General features: G+C 64.9%; 16 protein-coding genes and 1 tRNA gene. 6 read left to right on the plus strand and 11 right to left on the minus strand.

Annotated features, from left to right (window positions below):
* From B2W22_RS21505 to B2W22_RS21525, 5 genes are all read right to left on the minus strand, one after another.
* The coding region (locus tag B2W22_RS21505; RefSeq protein ID WP_286939495.1) for an HAD family hydrolase at positions 1-495 on the minus strand (495 nt) is incomplete at its 3' end.
* Positions 496-646: 151 nt separating this feature from the next.
* On the minus strand, positions 647-1,402 hold the full coding sequence (locus B2W22_RS21510) for a hypothetical protein (protein WP_175122294.1): 756 nt from the start codon (positions 1,400-1,402) through the stop codon (positions 647-649).
* Positions 1,403-1,803: 401 nt separating this feature from the next.
* Complete coding sequence (locus tag B2W22_RS21515; protein ID WP_175137929.1) at positions 1,804-3,960, minus strand: LamG-like jellyroll fold domain-containing protein; 2,157 nt, start codon at positions 3,958-3,960, stop codon at positions 1,804-1,806.
* 699 nt (positions 3,961-4,659) lie between these two features.
* Positions 4,660-4,744 (minus strand) — tRNA-Leu (locus B2W22_RS21520).
* Positions 4,745-4,899: 155 nt separating this feature from the next.
* The gene (locus B2W22_RS21525) at positions 4,900-6,291 is read right to left on the minus strand and encodes a uracil-xanthine permease family protein (protein ID WP_175137928.1); all 1,392 of its coding nucleotides are present in this window, start codon (positions 6,289-6,291) and stop codon (positions 4,900-4,902) included.
* Between the two features lie 208 nt (positions 6,292-6,499).
* Between B2W22_RS21525 and htpG the strand changes: the two genes are divergently transcribed.
* On the plus strand, positions 6,500-8,398 hold the full coding sequence (htpG, locus tag B2W22_RS21530) for a molecular chaperone HtpG (RefSeq protein ID WP_286939496.1): 1,899 nt from the start codon (positions 6,500-6,502) through the stop codon (positions 8,396-8,398).
* Positions 8,399-8,734: 336 nt separating this feature from the next.
* Positions 8,735-9,934, plus strand: coding sequence for an MFS transporter (locus B2W22_RS21535; protein ID WP_175122345.1), 1,200 nt, complete (start codon positions 8,735-8,737; stop codon positions 9,932-9,934).
* Positions 9,935-10,157: 223 nt separating this feature from the next.
* Here the strand turns inward: B2W22_RS21535 and B2W22_RS21540 are convergent, their stop codons facing one another.
* From B2W22_RS21540 to B2W22_RS21555, 4 genes are read right to left on the minus strand one after another with little or no spacing between them, the layout of a single operon-like run.
* Positions 10,158-11,468 (minus strand): MFS transporter, encoded by a 1,311-nt coding sequence (locus tag B2W22_RS21540; protein ID WP_286939497.1) that lies wholly within the window; start codon positions 11,466-11,468, stop codon positions 10,158-10,160.
* Positions 11,469-11,494: 26 nt separating this feature from the next.
* Complete coding sequence (gene dgoD, locus B2W22_RS21545) at positions 11,495-12,643, minus strand: galactonate dehydratase (protein WP_056559450.1); 1,149 nt, start codon at positions 12,641-12,643, stop codon at positions 11,495-11,497.
* Entirely contained in the window at positions 12,640-13,293 is a 654-nt protein-coding gene (locus tag B2W22_RS21550; RefSeq protein ID WP_286939498.1) for a 2-dehydro-3-deoxy-6-phosphogalactonate aldolase, read from the minus strand. Before B2W22_RS21550 ends, dgoD begins: the two co-directional genes overlap by 4 nt.
* Before the next feature lie 9 nt (positions 13,294-13,302).
* Positions 13,303-14,310 carry a 2-dehydro-3-deoxygalactonokinase gene (locus B2W22_RS21555; RefSeq protein WP_286939500.1) on the minus strand — a complete coding sequence of 336 codons (1,008 nt, stop codon included), beginning with the start codon at positions 14,308-14,310 and terminating at the stop codon, positions 13,303-13,305.
* Positions 14,311-14,692: 382 nt separating this feature from the next.
* Here B2W22_RS21555 and B2W22_RS21560 point away from each other — a divergent pair, with 382 nt between their 5' ends.
* Complete coding sequence (locus B2W22_RS21560) at positions 14,693-15,514, plus strand: IclR family transcriptional regulator (protein ID WP_286939501.1); 822 nt, start codon at positions 14,693-14,695, stop codon at positions 15,512-15,514.
* An 88-nt stretch (positions 15,515-15,602) separates the two neighbouring features.
* Here the strand turns inward: B2W22_RS21560 and B2W22_RS21565 are convergent, their stop codons facing one another.
* Together B2W22_RS21565 and B2W22_RS21570 are read right to left on the minus strand one after the other, a co-directional pair.
* Entirely contained in the window at positions 15,603-17,783 is a 2,181-nt protein-coding gene (locus tag B2W22_RS21565; protein WP_286939502.1) for an ATP-binding response regulator, read from the minus strand.
* A 191-nt stretch (positions 17,784-17,974) separates the two neighbouring features.
* Positions 17,975-18,925: a LysR family transcriptional regulator gene (locus tag B2W22_RS21570; RefSeq protein WP_128829333.1), complete on the minus strand. Its 951-nt coding sequence runs from the start codon at positions 18,923-18,925 to the stop codon at positions 17,975-17,977.
* Between the two features lie 92 nt (positions 18,926-19,017).
* On the opposite strand from B2W22_RS21570, the gene B2W22_RS21575 reads away from it, so the two are divergent.
* The 3 genes from B2W22_RS21575 (at position 19,018) to B2W22_RS21585 (ending at position 22,599) form a co-directional block, all read left to right on the plus strand.
* Positions 19,018-20,493 (plus strand): aldehyde dehydrogenase, encoded by a 1,476-nt coding sequence (locus B2W22_RS21575; RefSeq protein WP_179690434.1) that lies wholly within the window; start codon positions 19,018-19,020, stop codon positions 20,491-20,493.
* Positions 20,494-20,499: 6 nt separating this feature from the next.
* Positions 20,500-21,534 (plus strand): NAD-dependent epimerase/dehydratase family protein, encoded by a 1,035-nt coding sequence (locus B2W22_RS21580; protein ID WP_280021787.1) that lies wholly within the window; start codon positions 20,500-20,502, stop codon positions 21,532-21,534.
* 90 nt (positions 21,535-21,624) lie between these two features.
* Positions 21,625-22,599, plus strand: coding sequence for a tripartite tricarboxylate transporter substrate binding protein (locus tag B2W22_RS21585; RefSeq protein WP_128829330.1), 975 nt, complete (start codon positions 21,625-21,627; stop codon positions 22,597-22,599).
* Positions 22,600-22,619: the final 20 nt, after the last annotated feature.

Below are 22,619 nucleotides of genomic sequence, written 5' to 3' on the forward strand. Positions count from 1 at the left end.
GATGGTGTCGCCGATCATCAGCACTTCATCGGGCCGGCACGCAATGCCATCACAAAGGTATTGGTAGATCTCGGCTTGCGGCTTCACGGCGCCGGCTTCGTACGACCAGGCGCAGAAGTCCGGCCGAATGGGCAGCAAGTCCAGCACCGGCGGACCATACGGCGCGGCCAGGTTGGAGCAAAGCGCGACCTTGATGCCGCGTTTCCGCAATGCAAGCAACGTCGGCGTGGCATCCGCGAAAAGCGAGATGGATTGAATCTCTTCACGCAATTCGGCTTCAAGCGCGTTCAGATCTGCATCGCTGACCACTCCGCCAAACAGGCTGGCGGCCTGTCGCAGGTCGATCGGATTGCTCATCGCGCGGACCCCGTCGTCGCGCTGGCGCGGACGACCCGCTTCATGCAGCAGCCGGACCAGCTTGCGGAACGGTCGGGTCGGCCGTTCGATGTGGACCAAGGTTCCGAATACGTCGAATGCCACGGCCTTGATTGCCATTGAACCTCCTGCGCCAATGAGGCTTTCCGGTGATTGGCCGGACCGTGATGTCCAGCCTGTCTGCGACGGATTCTAGCGGCAAAACTTCCGGCGGCTTGCTGGACCCCTTGGTCTTCGGATGAGCAGGGAGGAAGGAGCACCGGGTGAGGGGCTACTCGTCGCGAGCGACCGTGACGAATATGCCGTCGGCTTCGTTCAAGCGGGGGCCCACCGGCAGGATCATTACCGACACGTCATCGGGCAGATGGGACGCCAGCGCTTGCAGCCGTTCGCTGACGATGCTGTCCAACGAATCGCGGCGCGACGCTGCTGACACCGCAAGGCTTACCCCAACCTTGTTCCAGCTTTCCCAGGATTCCGGCGCTTGCCGGTATGCCACTGTTGTCCATTCCGATGGGTTGACGACGGTGCCGTCCGCCAACCTTGGGGGCGCATCGCTCCAGGCTTCCAACTTCTCACGTGTCGCGCCGGAGTAGATCCACGCAGGGGGCGGGCGGATTCCCTGGGTGGGCTGGGCGGAAATATCAAGTTTGGCGGCCAGCGCCTCCAATGCCTGATCCGTGGACAGCTTGGCTTCCTTAAGCCGGGTGGGATCGATCGAGAGCCAAAGCTGGATGGGTTCCGGCACATTGCTCCAGACCTGGGTGATGGTATGGCTATCGCCAATACCACGACCGATCCTGTCGGCCACCAGTTGTTGCAGCTCGGGCTTGCTGAGGCGCGGACTGGCCACCAGCAGGTAGAGATCCGCGCTGGGAACGGCGCCCCACACGAGGGCCGGCGGCTGGATGGCGTCTGATGGCGTTGCCTGCGCGGCATTTGCGGGCAGGTAGACGCAGAGGGCCAAAGCGGCAAGCCAGTTGCAGCGCGCCGGCCAAAAGCGGTGAATCCAGGTCATCAGAGGCATAGGTTTTTAGTTGTTCAAATGCTGTTAAATCCCGCACGCGATGGTCACGAGCGGGGAGTTGATGGACATGATCATTGTTTCGATACCGGTCTACGGAAGCGCTGAGTCGCGCTCCTGACGGATCTGACGGTTGAGGTCCGGAATTATCCCAGACGGCAAAAACCCGCAGCGCGCGAGCTGGTGCGGGTTTGAGGTACTACCTGGATATCAGTCCAGACAGGTGTCTGGTGCCCGGCGGCCGGAATCGAATCGGCACGCCTGTCTTGCGCCTGGATTACTCGCTTTTCTCTGCGCGAACAAAATGATCAGCGCAAAGAATGATGATGAGCACAGACGAACCAACGTCGATTTCTAACGCGCTCACGCGCCGCGGCACTGACCGGCCGCGGCGCGTGCGCCTATCAACGCCGGCGCGCGGTCAGCCAGTCGATCGGCTGAAGCGCCTGGCCGACGATACGGATCTCGCCGACGCTGCCAAAGAACCCATCAGCCCGCGCGCCATCCCACGAACCGGCGCCGACGATCCACGGCATGTCGGCCGCCAACGTCGCCAGGCCGCGAGCGCCCGAGGTGTTGCGCAGAACCGGCGCGCCTTCCACGTACAGGATGGTTTCGTGCGTGGTGTCATCGTTCACCACGGCAACGTGCATCCACTTGTCGGGGATGATCTCGCCAGACCAGTTTGCCTTGGGACTACGCGTTCCGGTGTCGTCCGGCACCACTTCCCACTGGATCTCGCGCAGGCTCGACACGGCAAACAGCAGCGGCGGGGACTCGGGATCTCCGCCCGAAAAGCCCGCCAGTTCGCCGCGCTTGCCGTCACGCGTCATGATGTTCATCCACGCGTGCTTGGACGCGACCCAGTCGCGGTCGATCTTGATGAAGGCTTCCACCGTGTAGCCGTCGGTCGCGGTTTCACCGTTGATGATGGCCGCGGCATCCGTCGTGAAGTAGCTCATGCGAGCCGTGTTCTTGTCGGTGTTCAGGAAGCGCACGGAGCCGGGCGCGGCCGACAGGTAATGGTGATCGTCGGACCAGACCACATCGCCCACCTGCGCACCGGCCACGCCGTCGATATTCAGCGGCGCGCGCCGCATCGGATTCAGACCTGCGCGGTCCGCGATCACCTCGCCCACCGGCACCGGCTGCCCATTGGTGCCGCCAAAGAAGCGCCAGTGCGCCAGCGTGCCTTGCACCTGCGGATAATCATCCGGATCGGCGGCGGGCTTCTGCTCGGCGGCGACGGGATCCGTGTAGTTCGCCAAAATCAATGCGCGTGCCTGGTCGATCAGCGCGGTGTGCGACGGCGTAGCCGCCTTGAATTCCTTATTGAAGCCGCCAAAGCGCTTCGCAAAATCCATCTTGATGGTGAACTGCTCGTTCGCGCCGGTCAGAATGGCCTGGTCAAACGTGTTGAGCGTGTTCTTCGGCTTCTGCGGCACCCATGGCGAGAACGACAGCACGCGGATCTCGTTGTTGCTGAGGTCGAATTCGTAGAGCCGCATCAGGCCATTACCGCCCTGATAGGCCATCTGATAGTCCACCACCATTTCCTCGACCGAATTGCCGAACGCATTGGTCTTGGTCAGATGCGCGGCGCCATGATAGTGGCCGTTCAGCGTCATGAAGATCTGATCGTTGTCGCGGATCAGCTTGTCCCACAGCATCAGCCCGTAGGGCACTTCCAGCGGCGTGACACCATCCTTGTCGATGTTCAGCAACTGGTGGTTGACCAGGATCACCGGCAGTGTCGGGTTCGCGCGAATCACCTGGTTGGCCCAGGTCAACGCGTCATCGGAGATGCGCCACGACAGCGACAGCACCATGAACTTCTGGCCCTCGGCTTCGAACACGTGATATTCGTGGAAGCCGCTAGGATCGCGGCCGCCAAACGTGGCCTGGTTCTTGGCGCGATCGGCACTGAAGGTTTTCAAATAGGGCTCGTTGGCCAGATTGCGCTGCGCGTCCGTGGCGCTGGCCTGGCTGCTGGCGTCGACGTAGTCGCGATCCAGGATCACGTCGTGGTTGCCGGCCAGAATCGAGTACGGGACCTTGGCGTCTTCCAGAATCGCCATGGCGGCATCGGCCACTTTCCATTGATCCGGTTTGCCCTGTTGATCGACAACGTCGCCCAAGTGGATCAGGAACGGAATGCCCAGCGACTTCGAATGATCGGCCACCCACTGCGTCTGCGCCTTGAACGGCTCGCTGCCGTACTTGCGCATGAACTGCTGGTTTTCGGCGTCGGTTGCGTAGCGCGAATAGAACTGCGTGTCCGGCAGTACTGCTACAGCGAAGCTGGAGATGTTGACGGGTTGCGGTTGCGGCTCGGGTTGGGGCTGCGGTTGCGGTTGCGTGCCAGGCGTGTCGGGCGACGTGATGTCGTCGTCATCGTCGTCGCTGGAGCAGGCAGATAACAGCAGCGAACCGCCTACGGGCAGCAGCGTGGCGCCAAAGCCGGCCTTGAGCAAACTGCGACGACGCGGATCCGCATCGGTCGGCAGTGCCGCGAGTTTATTGGCAACCTCAAGTTTGCCGTCGTGCTTGTCGTTCGCCATCTGTGCTGCCCTTCAGAAAAAGCGGGAAGCTTAGGTAGGGCGGATGACGGGATGATGAATGTTGGCGAGGGATTGTTAGGTTGGTTTGGACGCGTGTGGCAGCTTGGCGGTACCACGGTTTAGACGCTGACTTGAGTCTGAATTCTGATCGTCTTGCTCTGGTAATCGGTCGCCGATGGATCTCCAAATATCTCCAATTGCCGCGATGCCATCCGGGGCAGGGTTTGGGGATCGAGTGCGCTGGCGCTTGGACCTTTCTTGCCGGCCGATCTGGGAGAGCATGCATTGAGTACGACCTGCGTCCCCGATCTCCATGCCGCGCTCTGCAAGCAAGCTAGAGAGTTCGACGTATGTCTTGTGCGGTTTTGGTGATGCCGCCTGAGCTAAGACGATTTCGTCAGAAATGAGAAGGCCCAAACATGCAGCCGGACAAGCCGACTACAGAGGTTTGGGCGCGATTACAGTGATTGTTGATTCTGCGGCCAGGAAACAGCAAGCGTTTGGCTGGTTCTCAGATCGGGAGGTTGCCAAAGCAGGACCAAGTCGGACGATAAATGCGGGGCGTGTCTTTTGCGGCTTTGACCTGAACGGTGGTCGGGACGCAGCTAGCAGCTAGGGCGGCTCGCCATCGTGGAGAACGACGCTATGAAGGGAAAGGTGGAGAGATGCGCTTTTGCAGCGCCACACGCATGGAATTCGTGGTGCCCGGGGCCGGAATCGAACCGGCACGCCTTGCGGCGGGGGATTTTGAGTCCCCTGCGTCTACCAATTTCACCACCCGGGCTAGGGGGTCGCGAGCGCGTCCAGGTGACGGCTGCGGGAGATGCGAAGACCGCGATTATATGCGGTCTTTGCCATCTTGTCAGGCGAGGGCCGGGCGGCCCTGCCGTTAAGGGCTGGCCGGGGGTTGCACACCCCTGACACGCGCCCCGTCAATCCTCACTTCTTCTCAGGCAAAAACCAGTTCATCACCAGCGCGCAAATCCCGCCGGTAGCGACGCCCGATTCCAGCACGCTCTTTACCGAGTGCGGCAGGTGCGACAGAATTTCCGGCACTTGCGACACACCCAGGCCCAGCGCCAGAGATACGGCGATGATGAGCAGCGCGCGGCGGTCCAGCTGAATGCCCGCCAGGATGTTGATCCCCGACGCGGCCACCGCGCCGAACATCACCATGGCTGCGCCGCCCAGGACGGGTTCGGGCACGGCTTGCAGGACGCCTGCGACAACCGGGAACAGGCCCAACAGAATCAGCATGCCGGCAATCCACACGCCGACGTGGCGGCTGGCGATGCCGGTCAGCTGGATGACGCCATTGTTCTGCGCAAATACCGAGCTGGGAAACGTATTGAACACGCCAGCCAGCAGCGAGTTCGCGCCGTTGACCAGCACGCCGCCCTTGATGCGCAGCATCCAGAGCGGACCTTCAACCGGCTGCTTGGAAACCTTGCTGGTCGCCGTGACGTCGCCAATCGCTTCCAGGGACGTGACCAGATAAATGATCAGCATCGGCACGAACAAGGCCCAAGAGAACCCCAGGCCAAAGTGCAGCGGTACCGGAACCTGGAAGACGGCGGCTTCGCGGGCGCCGGTGAAGTCCAGACGGCCCATGTAGGCGGCGGCGATGTAGCCGACGGCCAGCGCCAGCACTAGCGCAGTGCTGCGAATCCACACCACCGGCACGCGGTTCAGCAGGATGATGGTGCCCAGGACGAGGCCGGACAGGGTCAGGTTCTCGGCGCTGGCGAAGGTGCCGTTGGCCATGGCGCCGAACCCGCCGCCCATACTGATAAGGCCCACTTTGATGAGGGTCAGGCCGATCAGCAGCACGACGATGCCGGTGACGAGCGGGGTGATGAGGCGTTTGACGAAGGGCAGGATGCGGCTGATGCCCATTTCAACAAAGGACCCGGCGATGACGACGCCGAAGATGGCGGCCATGACGGCTTCGACCGGGGTGCCTTGCTTGACCATGACCGAGCCGCCGGCGATCAGCGGGCCGACGAAGTTGAAGCTCGTGCCCTGCACGATGAGCAGCCCGGCGCCCAGGGGGCCGAAACGCTTGCACTGGACGTAGGTGGCGATGCCGGAGATCACCAGCGACATGGAGACGATGAGGGTGGTGTCGCGGCTGCTGACGCCCAGGGCCTGGCAGATGAGCAGGCCGGGGGTGACGATGGGGACCAGGATGGCCAGCAGGTGCTGCAGGGCGGCGACGAAGGCGACGGGAGGCGCGGGGCGGTCGTCGGGGCCGTAGACCAGGTCGTGGCTGGTGTCGGCGTCATCGGACGTGCCGTGGGGGGCGGGTTGGGTCAGGGAGGCGGGTTGCATGGCGGGAGGGCCGGCCGGGGAGGGGTAGGTGAGAAAAGTGCGGGATTTTACCGGGGACAGCCGCCTGTCAGGTTGCTTCTCCGCCACCCCGGTCTTGAAAAGTTCCCATTGGCCCCCACATCAGTAGGGTTTCCGGGCGGCCGCGCGGGCACATCGCCCCAGCCGACCGATATTTGTCCCTAATTTATTTTCCGAGCCACGTAGAACTATGAGCCAAACCGCCACGAATTCCGCGTCCGAAACCCTGGGGTTCCAGGCCGAGGTGAAGCAACTGCTTCATCTGATGATCCATTCGCTTTACAGCAACAAGGAAATCTTCCTGCGCGAGCTGGTGTCGAACGCGTCGGACGCCTGCGATAAGCTGCGCTTCGAAGCCATCGACCAGCCGGAATTGCTGGAAGGCAACGGCGAACTGGCCATCACGGTCAGCTATGACAAGGCCGCCCGCACCATCACGATCTCCGACAACGGCATCGGCCTGTCGCGCGAAGAAGCGGTGGCCAACCTGGGCACGATCGCCCGCTCGGGCACGCGCGAGTTTTTCTCGCAGCTGACCGGCGACAAGCAGAAGGACGCGCAGCTCATCGGCCAGTTCGGCGTGGGCTTTTATTCGTCGTTCATCGTGGCGGACAAGGTGACGGTGGTCAGCCGCCGCGCCGGTTCCACGGACGCGATCCAGTGGGAATCCGACGGCCAGGGCGAATTCACGATTGCCGCCGCTGAAAAGGCCAGCCGCGGCACGGACGTGACGCTGCACCTGCGCGCTGACGAAGACGAACTCCTGAACGGCTGGAAATTGCGCGAGATCCTGCGCCGCTACTCCGACCACATTTCGCTGCCGATCCGCATGGCCAAGGAAGAGTGGGATCAGGAAAAGGGCGAGCAGGTCAAGACCGACGAACTGGAAACGGTGAACCAGGCGAACGCCCTGTGGGCCCGCAACAAGTCCGAAGTGACGGAAGAGCAGTACCGCGAGTTCTACAAGACGGTCTCGCACGACTACGACGATCCGCTTGCGTGGACGCACAACCGCGTCGAAGGCCGCAGCGAGTACACGCAACTGCTGTACGTGCCCAAGCATGCGCCCATGGACATGTGGGACCGCGACGGCCGCCATGGCGTGAAGCTGTACGTGAAGCGTGTCTTCATCATGGACGACGCCGACCAGCTCCTGCCGTCGTACCTGCGCTTTGTGCGCGGCGTGATCGATTCGGCGGACCTGCCGTTGAACGTGTCGCGCGAAATCCTGCAGGAAAGCCGCGACGTGCGCGCCATTCGCGAGGGTTCGGCCAAGCGCATCCTGTCGCTGCTGGAAGACCTGGCTGAAAACAAGCCGGAAGACTACGCGACGTTCTGGTCGGAGTTTGGCCAGGTGTTGAAGGAAGGTGCGGGCGAGGACTCGGCCAATCTTGAGCGCATCGCCAAGCTGATGCGTTTTGCGTCGACAAATTCCGGTGATCAGGCGCAGACGGTGTCGTTTGCCGACTACGTGTCGCGCAGGAAGGAAGGCCAGGACAAGATCTACTACGTTACGGCGGACACCTTCGCCGCGGCCAGCAACAGCCCGCATCTGGAAATCTTCCGCAAGAAGGGCATCGAAGTCCTGCTGCTGTCGGATCGCGTTGACGAGTGGATGCTGTCGTACCTGCGCGAATTCGACGGCAAGTCGCTGGTGTCGGTGGCCAAGGGTGGCCTCGATCTGGCCGAACTGGCCGACGAGGAAGAAAAGAAGCACCAGGCCGAAGTGGCCGAGGACTTCAAGCCGTTGGTCGAGCGTCTGCAAAAAACGCTGGAAGACCAGGTCAAGGAAGTGCGTGTGACGCTGCGCCTGGTGGATTCGCCGGCGTGCGTGGTGGTGGGCCAGAATGAACTCAGCCCGCACCTGTTGCGCATGCTGAAGGCCGCCGGCCAGGAAGCGCCGAACGTGAAGCCGGTGCTGGAGATCAATCCCGAGCATCCGCTGCTGGCGCGTATTCGTGCGGCTGATGATGGCGAGTTCGATCAGTGGGCGCGTCTGCTGCTGGATCAAGCGCTGCTGGCCGAGGGCGCGCAGATTGCGGACCCGGCGGCGTTTGTGAAGCGGTTGAATGCGCTGCTGTTGAAGTAAGCGGCGGTTGGTGCGAAGAGGGGCGTCCGGAAGGACGCCCTTTTTTTCGTGGGCCATCGGATTACCGAGCGGTAATTTATCCCGGAAAATGATGGGTCGAGGGCCGAATTATTACCGCTCGGTAACTGGGGACTGCAAACCTGAAGACCTGTCCTGGCGAGGGGACTTCCCCCACGGATTAATGACCTGAAGTCAAAAGTGTTTGCCTGCCAGACGGCTTTTTCTGCAAGTATCCGGCCGTCATACTGCACGCCTGTCTATCCGATGCGCCGCCCATTTCAGGCCGGATGCGCCCCAGGAACATCCGGCCGGCGCCGTCGAACCCAAGGAACTTGCATGAATCCCCAAGAAACCCAGCCGGTGAAGGCCGGCCCGCCGTTGTTGGCGCTTGCCGTCGGTGCGTTTGGCATCGGCGTGACCGAGTTTTCTCCCATGGGCCTGTTGCCCGTCATCGCCGAGGGGGTGAACGTGTCCATCCCCAGCGCGGGCATGCTGGTCAGCGCCTACGCCATCGGCGTGATGGTCGGCGCGCCGCTGATGACGCTGGCGTTCTCGCGGTGGTCGCGGCGCAAGGCGCTGATCCTGCTGATGGCGATTTTCACCATCGGCAATATCCTGTCGGCGCTGTCGCCCAACTACACGACGCTGCTGCTGGCCCGCCTGGTGACCAGCCTGAACCACGGCGCGTTCTTTGGCCTGGGCTCGCTCGTGGCTGCCAGCGTGGTGCCCCGCCACAAGCAGGCCAGCGCGGTGGCGACGATGTTCATGGGGCTGACCATCGCCAACGTGGGCGGCGTGCCGGCCGCGACGTGGCTGGGTCAGACGATCGGCTGGCGGATGTCGTTCTTTGCGACGGCGGTGCTGGGCCTGATTGCGATGCTGTCGCTGTGGTTCGCCCTGCCGGCGGGCGAGGCGGGCCGGCGTCCCAACGTGCGCCATGAACTGGCCGTGCTGCGCAGCCCTGCGGTGCTGCTGGCACTGCTGACCACGGTGCTGGGCGCGGGCGCGATGTTCACGCTGTACACGTATATCGCCCCGACGCTGGCCGAGATTACCGGCGCGTCCCCGGCGTTCGTGACGGGCATGCTGGTGCTGATCGGACTGGGCTTCACGTTGGGCAACGGCGTGGGTGGACGCATGGCCGACCGCTCGCTCGATGGCACGCTGATCTTCTTCCTGGTGCTGGTCATCGTGGACCTGCTGGCGTTCCCGTGGCTGGCGTCCACGCCGGTCGGCGCGGCGGTGGCGCTGCTGATCTTCGGCGTCGCGACGTTCGCGGTGGTGCCGCCCCTGCAGATGGGCGTGATGCGCGCCGCGACCGATGCGCCGGGACTGGCATCGTCGATGAACGTGGGCGCGTTCAACCTGGGCAACGCGGTGGGCGCGGCGGCCGGGGGCGCGGTGATCTCGGCGGGCTTGGGTTACGCGGCGGTGCCGATCGCCGGCGCGGTGATTGCAACGGCGGGACTCGCGCTGGTGCTGGTGCAGCGCGCCGGGAACGTGCGGCGGCGCAAGCTGGCAGTGCAGGGCTGCTGAGGTTTCGGCCTGCGGGCCGCCCAATGAAAAGCCTCGGTGGACGTGGATCCGCCGGGGCTTTTTGTTTGCCGTGAGCATCGCAGCCGGACTGGCACTCCCCACGGTCAGGAATTCGCCTGATCAGACAGAAGAATAAGCTGCGCCAAATTCGCCCCATATGAAAAAGGGCGTCCCGCGGGACGCCCCTTCATTCAAGGCCAGAATTCAAATCCAGGCCGATTCATCAAGCCTCGATCCGCTCCACCTTCCCGACCAGCAGGATGTACGACAGCGCGCCCAGCAACGCCAGCGACGATACGTACACGATGGCCGGCGCAAAGCTGTCCTTGGACACCAGCAAGCCAATCACGATGGGCGTGCAGATCGACGACAGGTTGCCGACGAAGTTGAACACGCCGCCGGTCAGGCCCAGGAGGCGAACCGGGGCCAGGGTTGAAACGAGCGACCACGTGATCGACGCCAGACCGTTCCCAAAGAACGCTACGGCCAGGAAGAAGATGACCCACGGCGTGGAGTCCGTGAAGTTCGCGCCGATCATGGACGTGGAGATCAACAGGCCCAGGATGATCGGCAGCTTGCGCGCCATGCCGACGGTGGCGCCGCGGCGGATCAGGAAGTCGGACAGCACGCCCGAGCACAGCACGCCGATGAAGGCGGCCAGGAACGGCACCGAGGCCAGGAAGCCGGACTTGATGAAGTCCATGCCGCGGTACTTGACCAGATATGTGGGAAACCAGGTCAGGAAGAACCACAGCGTGGAGGTCAGGCAGAACTGGCCGAGGTAGACGCCCCACAGCTTGCGCTTGCTCATGACCAGGCCCAGGTCGTTCCAGTTGAACGGGGCCTTCTTTTCACGCACGCGCGTGTCCAGGTCGACGACGCCGCCGCCTTTCTGGATCAGCTCGATTTCCGCTGCGTTGGCGCCCTTGAACTGGCGCGGTTCGCGGTAGATCATGAACCACAGCACGCCCCAGATGATGCCCAGGAGACCGGTGCTGACGAACACCATGTGCCAGCCGTAATGATGCTGCAGCCAGGCCAGCACCGGCGTCAGGAACGCCAGCCCGACGAACTGGCCCGACGTGTAGAAGCCGATGGCGGTGGCGCGTTCGCGTTCGGGGAACCACGTGGTGACGACGCGGTTGTTGATGGGATAGGCCGGGGCTTCCAGCGCGCCCACGGCCAGGCGCAGGACGAACAGGATGACGAAGCTGCCGGCAAAGCCCATGAAGAACGTGGCCGCGGACCACAGGATCAGCGCGGCGGCATACAGCACGCGGGGGGACACGCGGTCCACCAGCCAGCCGCCGGGAATCTGCATGGCGGCGTAGGTCCAGCCGAAGGCCGACAGGATCAGGCCTTCATGCCAGGTGTCCAGGCCGAACTCGTCCTTCAGGGCGGGGGCGGCGATGGACAGATTGCTGCGGTCCAGGTAGTTGATGACGACGGTGATGAACAGCATCACCATGATGATGTAGCGGCTGCGGGTCGGGCGCTGAGCGCCTTGCAGGCCGGCTTGGGCGGCGGTGGACAATGGAGTCTCCTCTCTCTTTTATCGGCTTACCACTCGGCGAAGCTGCCGTCGGCGTGACGCCAGATGGGATTGCGCCAGCGGTGGCCCACTGCGGCGCGTTCCTTGACGTATTCCTCGTTCACTTCGATGCCCAGGCCCGGCCCTTGCGGGATCGCGACCATGCCGTCCTCGTACGCGAAGACCTCGCGGTTGCTGACGTAGTCGAGCAGGTCGTTGGCGGCGTTGTAGTGGATGCCCAGGCTCTGCTCCTGGATGAACGCGTTGTAGCAGCCGGCGTCGATCTGCAGGCAGGTGGCCAGCGCGATGGGGCCGAGCGGGCAGTGCAGCGCCAGCGCGACGTCATAGGCTTCGGCCATCGCCGCGATCTTGCGGGTCTCGGTGATGCCGCCTGCGTGCGACGGGTCGGGCTGGATGATGTCGACGTAGCCTTCGGACAGCACGCGCTTGAAGTCCCAGCGCGAGAACAGGCGCTCGCCCAGCGCGATGGGCGTGGACGTCAGCGGCGCCAGTTCCTTCAGCGCTTCGTAGTGTTCGCTCAGCACGGGCTCTTCGATGAACATGAGCTTGAACGGATCAAGTTCCTTCATCAGCACCTTGGCCATGGGCTTGTGGACGCGGCCATGGAAGTCCACGCCGATGCCCACGTTCGGGCCAACGGCGTCGCGCACGGCGGCCACGTTCTCCAGGCACTTCTCGACCTTGTCGAACGAGTCGATGTATTGCAGCTCTTCGGTGCCGTTCATCTTGACGGCGGTGAAGCCACGCTCGACGGCGCTCTTGGCGGCCGCGGCGGTATCGGCGGGACGGTCGCCGCCGATCCACGAGTACACGCGGATGCGGTCGCGCACGTTGCCGCCCAGAAGCTGCGAGACGGGTACGCCAAGGTGCTTGCCCTTGATGTCCCACAACGCCTGGTCGATGCCGGCCAGCGCGCTCATGTGAATGGCGCCGCCGCGGTAGAAGCCGCCGCGGTACAGAACCGTCCAGTGGTCTTCGATGTTGCGGGGATCCTTGCCGATCAGGTAGTCCGACAGTTCCTCGACGGCGGCCGCAACCGAATGCGCGCGGCCTTCGACGACGGGTTCACCCCAGCCGACGATGCCTTCGTCCGTCTCGATCTTCAGGAAGCACCACCTGGGCGGCACGATGTAGGTGGTGAGCTTGGTGATCTTCATGCTTGTGTCTCCTGGGCAGGATAGGCGCGTTGCCAGGCCGCGACGAAAGCGCGCGCGTTCTGGCTGGTTGCTTCGGCCGACAGGCCGGGTTTGTACAAGGCGGAGCCCAGGCCGAAGCCGCTGGCGCCCGCCTGGGCGTAACTGAAAAGGTTGTCGGGCGTGATGCCGCCCACGGGAACCAGCGCGATCGGCGGGCGCATGACGGCGCGCCAGGCCTTGAGCACGGCGGGACCCAGCTGCTCGGCCGGGAACATCTTCAGCACGTCGGCGCCGGCGGCCAGCGCCGCGAAGGCTTCGGTGGGCGTGGCGACGCCGGGGCAGGACGCCATGCCCAGTTTCTTGGCCTGACGGATCACCGCCGGGTCGCTGTGGGGCATGACGATGAGTTCGCCGCCCGCCTGCTGGATCCGTGCGCAGTCGTCGGGATTGAGAACGGTGCCGGCGCCGATGAGGCAGTCGGTGGGCAGCGCGGCGCGCATGGCGCGGATGCTGTCCAGCGGATCCGGCGAATTGAGCGGCACTTCGATCAGGCGGAAACCCGCGTCGTACAGCGCCTGCCCGACGGGCTCGGCTTCGGCGGGCGTGATGCCGCGCAGGATGGCGATCAGGCCGCAGTGGGCCATGGCGGTTTGGAGACCGGGATGGTTCATCGAAGGTTCCTAGGCGGGGATCGGGGTGGAGGGGATGACGAGGCCGGCGCAGATGGCCAGGTGCCACAGGCCGCGTTCGGTTGCGTTCTGCGCCTGTTCGGGCACGCCCAGGCCGTAGTGCTGCATGGCCAGGGTGTAGCGCTTGCACAGCGCGGGGTCGCCGCACAGCACGATGCGGGGCAATTCGCCCTGCTGGCGCAACATCTCGGCCAGCGCGGCGACTTCATGGCCGATCAAGAGGCCCGACAGATAGTCCGCCTGCGATTCGGGCGCCAGTTCGCCGGTCAGGCCCAGCGCGCGCGTGCTGAAGATGGTAGACATGACGCCCGCGCGGCCCGCTGGCGCGCCGGCGATCTTGACGCCGCGCTCGAAGGCGGCCAGGTCAGGGGTGGCGGCGTCCGCCATCGTGCGGCCCAGAATGGTGTGGCCGCGCAGCGCCGCGTAGACCTCGCCGGTCATGAATGTGTCGAAGTGAGTGACGCGGCCGCGGCGCGCGTTGACCCATTTGGAGTGCGTGCCTGGCAGTCCGATGAGCACGCTGTCGGCGTTGACGTTGGCTTCTTCCGCCATCACGCCGAACACCTGGGTTTCTTCCCCGCGCATCACGTTGGGCAGGCCGTGGCGCTGGATTAGGCCGGGAACGATGTGGACGGGCGTGCCGCCCGCGCGCTCCACCACGGTCAACAGTGTGCCGATGCGTTCCAGGTCGACGGGCACGTCCAGGTAAGCGGCTTCCTTCCAGCCCTGCGCGCTGCCGACCATGCCGCACGCGATGACGGGCAGGGCGGGCTCGGCGCGCAGCCAGTCGCCGCAAGCCTGTTCAAACGCCAGCTCGAAGCCGGACAGCGTGGTGGTGGCGGCGCCGTCCTGCAGCGGTTGCGGCAGGCGCATGATGCCCCAGGGCAGATGGCGAGTATCGAGCGTGCGGCCCGTGGCATCCAGGCGGTAGGCGCGCAGCGAAGAGGTTCCCCAATCCAGCGCGATAAGAGCCGCACGGGCGGGCGATCCGGTATTCATCAGAGTCTGTCTCGTCTCTGGCCGCGCATCGGGCGCCGTCGCAGCGCCGTTATAGGGCGCGGGACCGGGCGAGGGGGCGCGGACCTTGTTGTCTGAAATCTGCCGTGCGCGCGCGGGAGACGCGCAGCGCACGAATGGCAAAAATTCTAGTCCAGCGCTTGAAAAATCTCAAAATATAGAATTAAATCCCACATACAGGGAATTTATTGTGCTTTGGAAGTGCTCTGGAAGCGCTTTTGAAGTGGCCTTTGAACAGGCAGTCGACATGACTTGTTCGCCCCGCGAAGCGCCGTCGATCCCCTCTTTGCTCACGTATCCGTGCCGCGGCGCCGGGTATGCTTGCCGATCTTTCCCCGCCGCGCCGCAACGCTCTCTTCGCAACATGACCGCCACCACACTGCCCCCCGAGCCATCCGCCCAGCTGGACCCCGATGCCGCCGCGCCCGCCGGCACGCAGACGCTGATGCGCGGTCTTGCCGTGGTGCAGGCCGTGGCCGATGGCGCACGCGACCTGAAGGAGATCTGCGCGCGCATCGGCGTGGCGCGCAGCACCACGCACCGGCTGGCAAGTTGTCTGGTGCAAGAGCGCTACCTGCGCGCGTTGCCGGGCGTGGGCTACGTGCTGGGCCCCAAGCTGATCGAGCTGGGATTCCAGGCGCGCGAGGCTTTTCCGCTGGCGACGCTGGCACGTCCTTATCTGGACCGCCTGGCCGAACTGACCGGCGACACGATCCACCTGGCGGTGCGCGACAACAACGACGTGCTGTATCTGGAAAAAATCCCGGGCAAGAAGGGATTGGAAATGCGTTCGCGGGTAGGCCACCGCATGCCGCTTGCCGCAACCGGCGTCGGCAAGGCGCTGCTGCTGGACGCCGACGAATCGCAATGGAAATCGCTGCATCGAGTGGGCGCGCCCGTGTCATCCCGCGCGCCGGGCGGACAGCAGGGATGGGAGGCGTTCCGCGACCGCATGCGCGACTACGCGTCGCAAGGTTATGCGTTCGACCTGGAAGACAACGAGCCGTCGATCCGCTGCGTGGCGGCGCCGGTGCGCGATGCCTCCAGCGGCATCGTGGCCGCGATCAGCGTGTCGAGCACCGTGCCTTATATGTCGCTGGAGCGCATGCGCGAGATGGTGCCGGTGGTGCAGGGCGCGGCGGCGGGGATTTCGGCGGAGATGGGGTGGAAGGTGGAGCGGGGGTGAGGGGGATTGGCTTGCGGGAAGGGGCTATCTTGGAGGGAGCCGCAGACCATCGCGGTCGCACAAAGTCAAGCAGGTGCAATGCTTGCCCCTATCCCCGAGCACCCCGCCGCTCGATCGTAGACAGCATTTCCAGCAGCACGTCCATATCCACCGGCTTGACCAGATGTGCATCGAAGCCGGCTTCCATCGACGCCCTGCGGTCCTCTTCCTGGCCCCAGCCGCTCAGCGCAAGAATCGTTGCGTGCTCGCCCCAGTCGAGGGTTCGCATGTGGCGGCAGGCCTCGTGGCCTGTCATGCCGGGCATGCCGATGTCCATCAGGACCACTTGTGGACGGATCTGGTTGCCCAGGGCAATGGCTTCTTCGCCGTCGTAAGCGGCAGTGACGTCGTGGCCTTCCAGGGCAAGCACGGCGACCATTGATTCGACCGCGTCGCGGTTGTCGTCGACCACCAGCACCTTGCGCGCGATGGGCGACAGCGCGCTGGCGGATTGCTCGGGTGCGGCTGCCTGGATGCCGGTGACAGGCAGCCGGACGACGAATGTGCTGCCTTTGCCTTGGCCTTCGCTATGGGCGCGCACCGTGCCGCCATGCATTTGCACCAGGCGCTTGACGAGCATGAGGCCAATGCCCAGGCCGCCCTGCGCGCGTTCGGGTGTCCGGTCGACCTGCATGAACATCTCGAAGATCCGGTCGAGCTGGTCGGGTGGAATGCCCGAGCCGTTGTCGCGGACCGTGACGTCGACGCTGTCCTGGCCCGGGTCGACGAAGAGCTCGATGTCGCCGTCGGGTGGCGTGTATTTGGCCGCGTTTGAGAGCAGGTTGCCGAAGACTTGCGTCAAGCGCTCGGCGTCGCCCTGCAGCGTGATCTGCGCGTCGGGCTGCACCAGCCTCAGCCGGTGCCCGTGTTGTTCCAAGGCGGGGCGGCAAGCCTCGATGGCGTGCTGCAGGACCGCGTCGAGCGTGAGCGCGGTGAGCCGAAGTTCGAGCTTGCCGCGGTTGATGCGGTTGACGTCGAGCAGGTCGTCGACCAGCCTGACCAGCTGGCGCAACTGGCGGTCCATGACTTCGCGCGCGCGTGCCGTCAGGGCGGGATCGCGCTCGGCGCGCTTGAGCACTTCGAGCATGTTGCGCAGGGCGGCAAGCGGATTGCGCAACTCGTGCGCCAGCACCGCCAGGAATTCGTCCTTTTGCCGCCGTTCGCGCGCCAGTTCCGATTCCGCGATATGACGTTCGAGCAGTTCGGCGGCCTGCCGCGCGAGCAGATCGATGTAGCGCAGGGCCTCTGGGGTGGGACCGCCGGGCCACGCGTAATGGTTGTTGAGCATGCCGAGCAGCTGGCCGCTGCGGCTGAGCAGCGGCGTGCATTGGATCGACCGGATGTTGTCCGCCAGGATGACCTCAAGCCCCGGCGTGCCTCGCGGGTCCGTCAGTTGTTCGACGTCGGGCACGACCAGCCGAGCCAGATTCTTGGCGGCCTCGGCGCAACTTGCGACCCAGCCGTCCTGCGCGAAATGCTCGACGAAGTGAGAGCTCAGGCCCTGGTGAACGGCGATGCGCAGGGTGTTCTTGGCGGGATCGTAGATCTGGATGTTGCCTTTCTCGGTGCCGGAAATGTCGGCCGCGGCGGCCAGGATTTTTTTCAGAAGCGGTTCGAATTCGCCGGGGCCGACGAGTTCGGCGCTCAGCGCCTGCAGTCTGGCCAGGGCGTGGACTTCATGCCGAAGATGCGCGGCCGCGCGGTCCCGTTCGACCACGATGCTGGCGGCCAATGCGCCGAACTCCGCGACACGCTGCTCCCAGGTGCTCAACGCAGCCGCTTGAGGCAGAAACAACAGAAACCAGCCGACGGGCGCCCCATCGGCGGCCTGTGCGGGCTGGGCGTGACAGGCCCGGATACCGTGTTGCACACATAGGGATTGCCACGCCGACGCCCACATTGCCGCGTCCTCGATATCGAGGCAGCCGGTTGGCTGGTCACACCGCGCGGCAAGGCCCGGCGCGAAGAGCGCCTGATCTATCGACTGTCCGCGCAGGCCTGCGGCGAATTCGGCAGGCAATTGCGAGGAATATCCGTCGTCCACGGTCGCGCGGTCCGAGCTCGCCAGAATGACGCAGGCGCGTGCGTCGGGAAGCAAGCGGCCGACGGCCTCGGTAAGCGCCTCCAGGCATGCCTTGGCCGGCGTGCCCGACGCCGACGAAAGCAGGATCTGGCGTTGCGCTTCATGCAGCGCAGTGTGGCTTGCGGATTCTAGCGGCTGGCAAGTCAAGCAAGTCTCCTTCCTGGTGCCCCCAACGCATCAGTCATCTGGCGGGAACGATGCATGGATGGAGGCGTTTGGCCTGTGGCGCCGCGGTGTGCGCCTGAGAACGGCTTCGAATATTTACATGGATCCCGCCCCGCGAGTGTTGCAATTTGTCGGTCAGCCGTCACGGATCGTCGCGCAGTTGTCGAGTTCTTTCAGGCGTCGGCAGTGATCGGGGGCAATGGCAACAGCCGCTGCTGGATGTGGGCCATCGCCGTCTCCAGTTGCTCGACCAGCGCCTGCGCGGCCGGCGACAACGTCCTGTCGCGACGATGCAGCACGCCGATGTAGCGGCGCGCCGACGCGTCGCAGAGGGGCGTGCAGAGGAGGCCGGACAGGTTCAGTTCCGGCAGCGCCAGCCGCGGCAGCACACTGACGCCGAGCCCCTGACGCACCATGCCGGCCGCCGTGCCCATGTGCGTGACGTCGTAGCGCAGCGCGGTGGTCGGCGCCCCGACCTCATCGCGCACGGCGCGGTCGAACTGTTGGCGCGCATGGGACCCCTGCGAGAGCAGGATCAGGTCGTAGCGCAGCACGTCGCGCCAGTGCAGCTTGCCCGGGGCCTCGCCCAGCGGGTGACCAGCGGGAAAGACGGCGCAAAAGCAGTCCTCGCCCAAGGGTGTGAACGTCAGGTCGGACGCCGGCTCGGCCTGCGCGGCCACGGCGAACTCGATCTGGTTCGTGCGCAAGAGGGCGACCAGTTCGTCGTTGTGGGCCTCGACCACCCGCACCTTCAGCGCCGGATGCGCCTGGCGCAGCGTGCCGGTGGCGGCGGGAAGAAGTGTCAGGGCGGCCGAGGGCAGGGCGCCCAGCGCCACATTGCCGCGCCGCACGGCAGCCAGGTCTGCCAGGCTGCGGTAGGCCTCTTCGAGGTCGGCGATGGGCCGCTGCACGCGAGCATAAAAGTCCTGCCCGGCCGAGGTCAGGCTGATGCTGCGCGTGGTGCGCTCGAATAACCGCAGGCCGAGCACTTCTTCAAGGTCCTGAATCAGGGCGGTGAAGGACGGTTGTGTCACGCCGAGGTGATTGGCGGCGTGGGTGAAGGAGCCGGTGTCCACCGCAAGCAGAAAGGCCTTGAGCGGCCGGTATTTGATATTGATAGCCATTGGCTAATAATAGTGAAGAAATATCTATTTGTGTCTAATAATTGACCATACGATGATGACGTCTACCGAAGCCCTCCGGATTCATAGACGTTATGGACGCATCGAGCCACAAGCCCTTCCGGCTGGGCGCCAACTGGCGCCAGAGCCAAGACGGCGACGCCGTCATCACCTCCATCAACCCGGCCGACGGCAGCATTGCCGGCATCGTCACGCGCGCGCTGCCGCAGGACGTTGATACCGCGGTCGCGGTCGCCTGGGACGCTTATCAGAACAAGCCCTGGCGCAAGCTGCGTCCCGACCAGCGCGCCGCCACACTGTACGAAATCGGGCGCCGCCTGTCCGCCGAGCGCGAGCCCTTGGCGCGCCTGCAGATGCTGGACAGCGGCAAGCCCTGGAAGGAATGCCTGAACATGGTCGACAGCGCGGCCGGGCATTTCCGCTATTACGCCGCCGTGTGCGAGACGTGGCAGAACGAGATGACGTCGCCGCGCGGGGAATACTTTTCCATGGCCTTGGCCGAGCCCTTTGGCGTGATCGCGGCCATCACGCCCTGGAACTCGCCCATCATGAACGAAGCGCAAAAGGCCGCGCCAGCGCTGGCCGCGGGCAACGCGGTGCTGATCAAGCCGTCCGAGGAAACGCCGCAACTGGCGCTGGAACTGGCCCGCATCTGCGCCGAGGCGGGGCTGCCGGAAGGTCTGCTGACCGTTCTGCCCGGCCATGGCGAAGACGTGGGCGCGGCGCTGGTCAGGCACCCGGGCGTGCGCATGGTGTCGTTCACCGGGGGCACCGAAACCGGCCGCGCCATTGGCGGCATTGCGGGCCAGCGCCTGATTCCGGTCGGACTGGAACTGGGCGGCAAATCGCCGCATATCGTCTTTGACGATGCCGACCTCGATCGCGCGGTGGCAGGCGTGGTGTCGGGGATTTTCGGGTCGGCGGGCCAGAGCTGCGTGGCCGGGTCGCGTCTGTTCGTGCAGAAGTCCATTTACGGGCGTTTCATGCAGGCGCTGGTGGAGCGCACGCGGCAGGTCCGCGTCGGCCTGCCCGACGATTCAGCCACGCAGATGGGGCCGCTGGTCTCGCGCGCGCATCGGGACAAGGTGGCGGGCTATGTGGACATCGGCCGTGCAGAGGGCGGGAAAGTTCTGGTGGGAGGTGCGGCGCCCACGCAGGCCGAACTGGCCAACGGATGGTTCTACCTGCCGACCGTGATCGATGGGTTGGGCAATGGCGCCCGCGTGTGCCAGGAAGAAATCTTTGGACCGGTGCTGGTGGCGCTGCCGTTCGAGGACGAAGACGATGTGGTCCAGCAGGCCAACGACACCGCGTTCGGACTGGCCGCGGGCATGTGGACCGGCGACTACGCCCGCGCGTGGCGCGTGGCGCGTGAGATCGAGGCCGGCTCCATCTGGATCAACACCTACAAGCAATCGCATATCGCGACCCCGTTCGGCGGCTTCAAGGCCAGCGGCATCGGGCGCGAGAAAGGCCTGCACGGCCTGCGCCTCTACAGCCAGGTCAAGAGCCTGTACTGGGGCATGCACGACAAACCGATGGGACTTTGAGCAAACATGACGACTGAAAAGAAACAAGGCGCGGCGCTGTCCCTGGCCGACGCGCGCATCCTGATTGCCGGTGCGGCCAGCCTGGTGGGATCGCACACGGCCGATGCGCTGCTGGCGGCCGGCGTCAAGGAGGTCATCCTGCTGGATAACTTCGCGTTCGGCACGCCTGAGGCGATCGCACATCTGCAGGACAATCCCCGCGTGAAAGTGGTGCGCGGCGACCTGATGCGCCTGCCCGATCTGCTGACCGCCACCGAGGGCGTGGACGGCGTGCTGCACCTTGCCGCCTACATGACGCTGGGTTTTGCCCAGACGCCCTGGCAGGCCGTGGACGTGAACATCCGTGGCGCGCAGAACATGCTGGAGGCCTGCCGCGCCAACAAGGTGAAGAAGATCGTCTTCGCCTCGTCCAATGCCGTGTATGGCTATGGCACCGGCATTGCGGGCGCGCTGGTCGAGAACGGTCCCTTCCATTCGGTGGGCGCGCCTCCCGCGGCCATCCTGTATGGCGCGTCCAAGATCATGGGCGAGCAGCTATGCCGCCAGTACTACCAGAAGGCCGGGCTGGACTACGTGGTGCTGCGCTACTCCACGGTCTACGGCGAACGGCAGCATTACCGCGCCGCCAACTCCCTGTACATCATGGAAACCTACGACCGTGTGCGCAAGGGCGAGCGGCCCGTGCTGCCGGGCGACGGCACGGACACCAAGCATTTCGTGCACGTCTCGGACGTGGCGCGCGCCAATGTGGCCGCCTTTGAAAGCGCCGCCACCGATGTCGCGGTGAATGTGTCGGGGCCCGCGCCCATCACCACCGGTGAACTGGTGCGGCTGGTGCTGGACTACTGCAAGAGTGACCTTCAGCCTGAAATCAAGCCGGATCCGCCCGGCACGGTGCGCCTGACGTCGGGCGGCGCCTTCCACATCCCGCATGACCTGGCTGGCCAACATATCGGCTGGCAGCCCCGGGTCGGCATGGCGGAGGGCGTGAATCGGCTGCTGGCCTGGCGCGAGGCGCAGGAGGGCGTGCAGACGCCGTAAGGAGGAATGCGCTCACGGCGCCATAGAGCGCCGGGGCGGGCAGTACGTACTTCAGTAGTCACGATAACGACATCCACAGGAGACAGGACAATGAAGTTGCGCAATTGCATTGCCGGCGTGGCCATCGGCATGGGGCTGGCGTTGGGTGGGGCCGCGGCGCAGGCAGCGGGCTACCCCGACAAGCCCGTGACGCTGGTGGTGCCGTACCCAGCCGGCGGCGCCACGGACGTCATCGCGCGCCTGATCGCGGAGAAGCTGCCGGCCGCATGGGGGCAGCAGGTCATCGTCAACAACCGGCCAGGCGCGGGCACCACGGTGGCCGCCGAGCAGGTGGCGCGTTCGCCCGGCGACGGCTACACGCTCTACATGACGACGGCCGCCCACACCATCAGCGCCAGCCTGTACAAGAAGCTTAACTACGATCCCTTGAAGGATTTCGCGCCGCTGACGCTCACGTCCACGATTCCGCTGGTGCTCGTGACCTCGCCCTCGCTGCCGGTCAAGACCCTGGACGATCTGATCAAGTACGGCAAGGCCGCGCCGCAGGGGTTGAGCCTGGCGTCCACCGGCAACGGCACGCCGCAGCACCTGACGGGCGAACTGTTCAAGGCCAGGACGGGAATCAAGCTGGTCCATGTGCCGTACCGCGGCGATGCGCCGATGCTGACCGACCTGATAGGCGGACAGGTGCAGATGGCCTTCGTCACGTTGTCGGCCGCGTTGCCCCACATCCAGTCGGGCAAGCTCAATGCCATCGCGTTGGCGCATCCGCGCCGTGTCGAGGCCATCGCGCAGGTCCCGACGATGGCCGAGGCGGGCATGAAGAACTTCGAAGCCGCGACCTGGTTTGGCCTTTTCGCGCCGGCCAGCATGCCGGACGCCCTGCGCGAGAAGATCTACCAGGATGTCGCCCGCGTCGTGGCTACGCCTGAAATGACCAAGAGGCTGCAGGAGATGGGCGGCGATGTGAACAACAGCTCGCCTCAGCAGTTCCAGGCCTTCATCAACGACGAGGCGAAGCGGTGGGCCGAGGGCGTCAAGCTCTCCGGCGCACAGATCGACTGAGCGGCCGCACGGTCGATACC

This window comes from Achromobacter sp. UBA4530, from assembly GCF_002388205.1.
Lineage (GTDB): Bacteria > Pseudomonadota > Gammaproteobacteria > Burkholderiales > Burkholderiaceae_B > Achromobacter > Achromobacter animicus.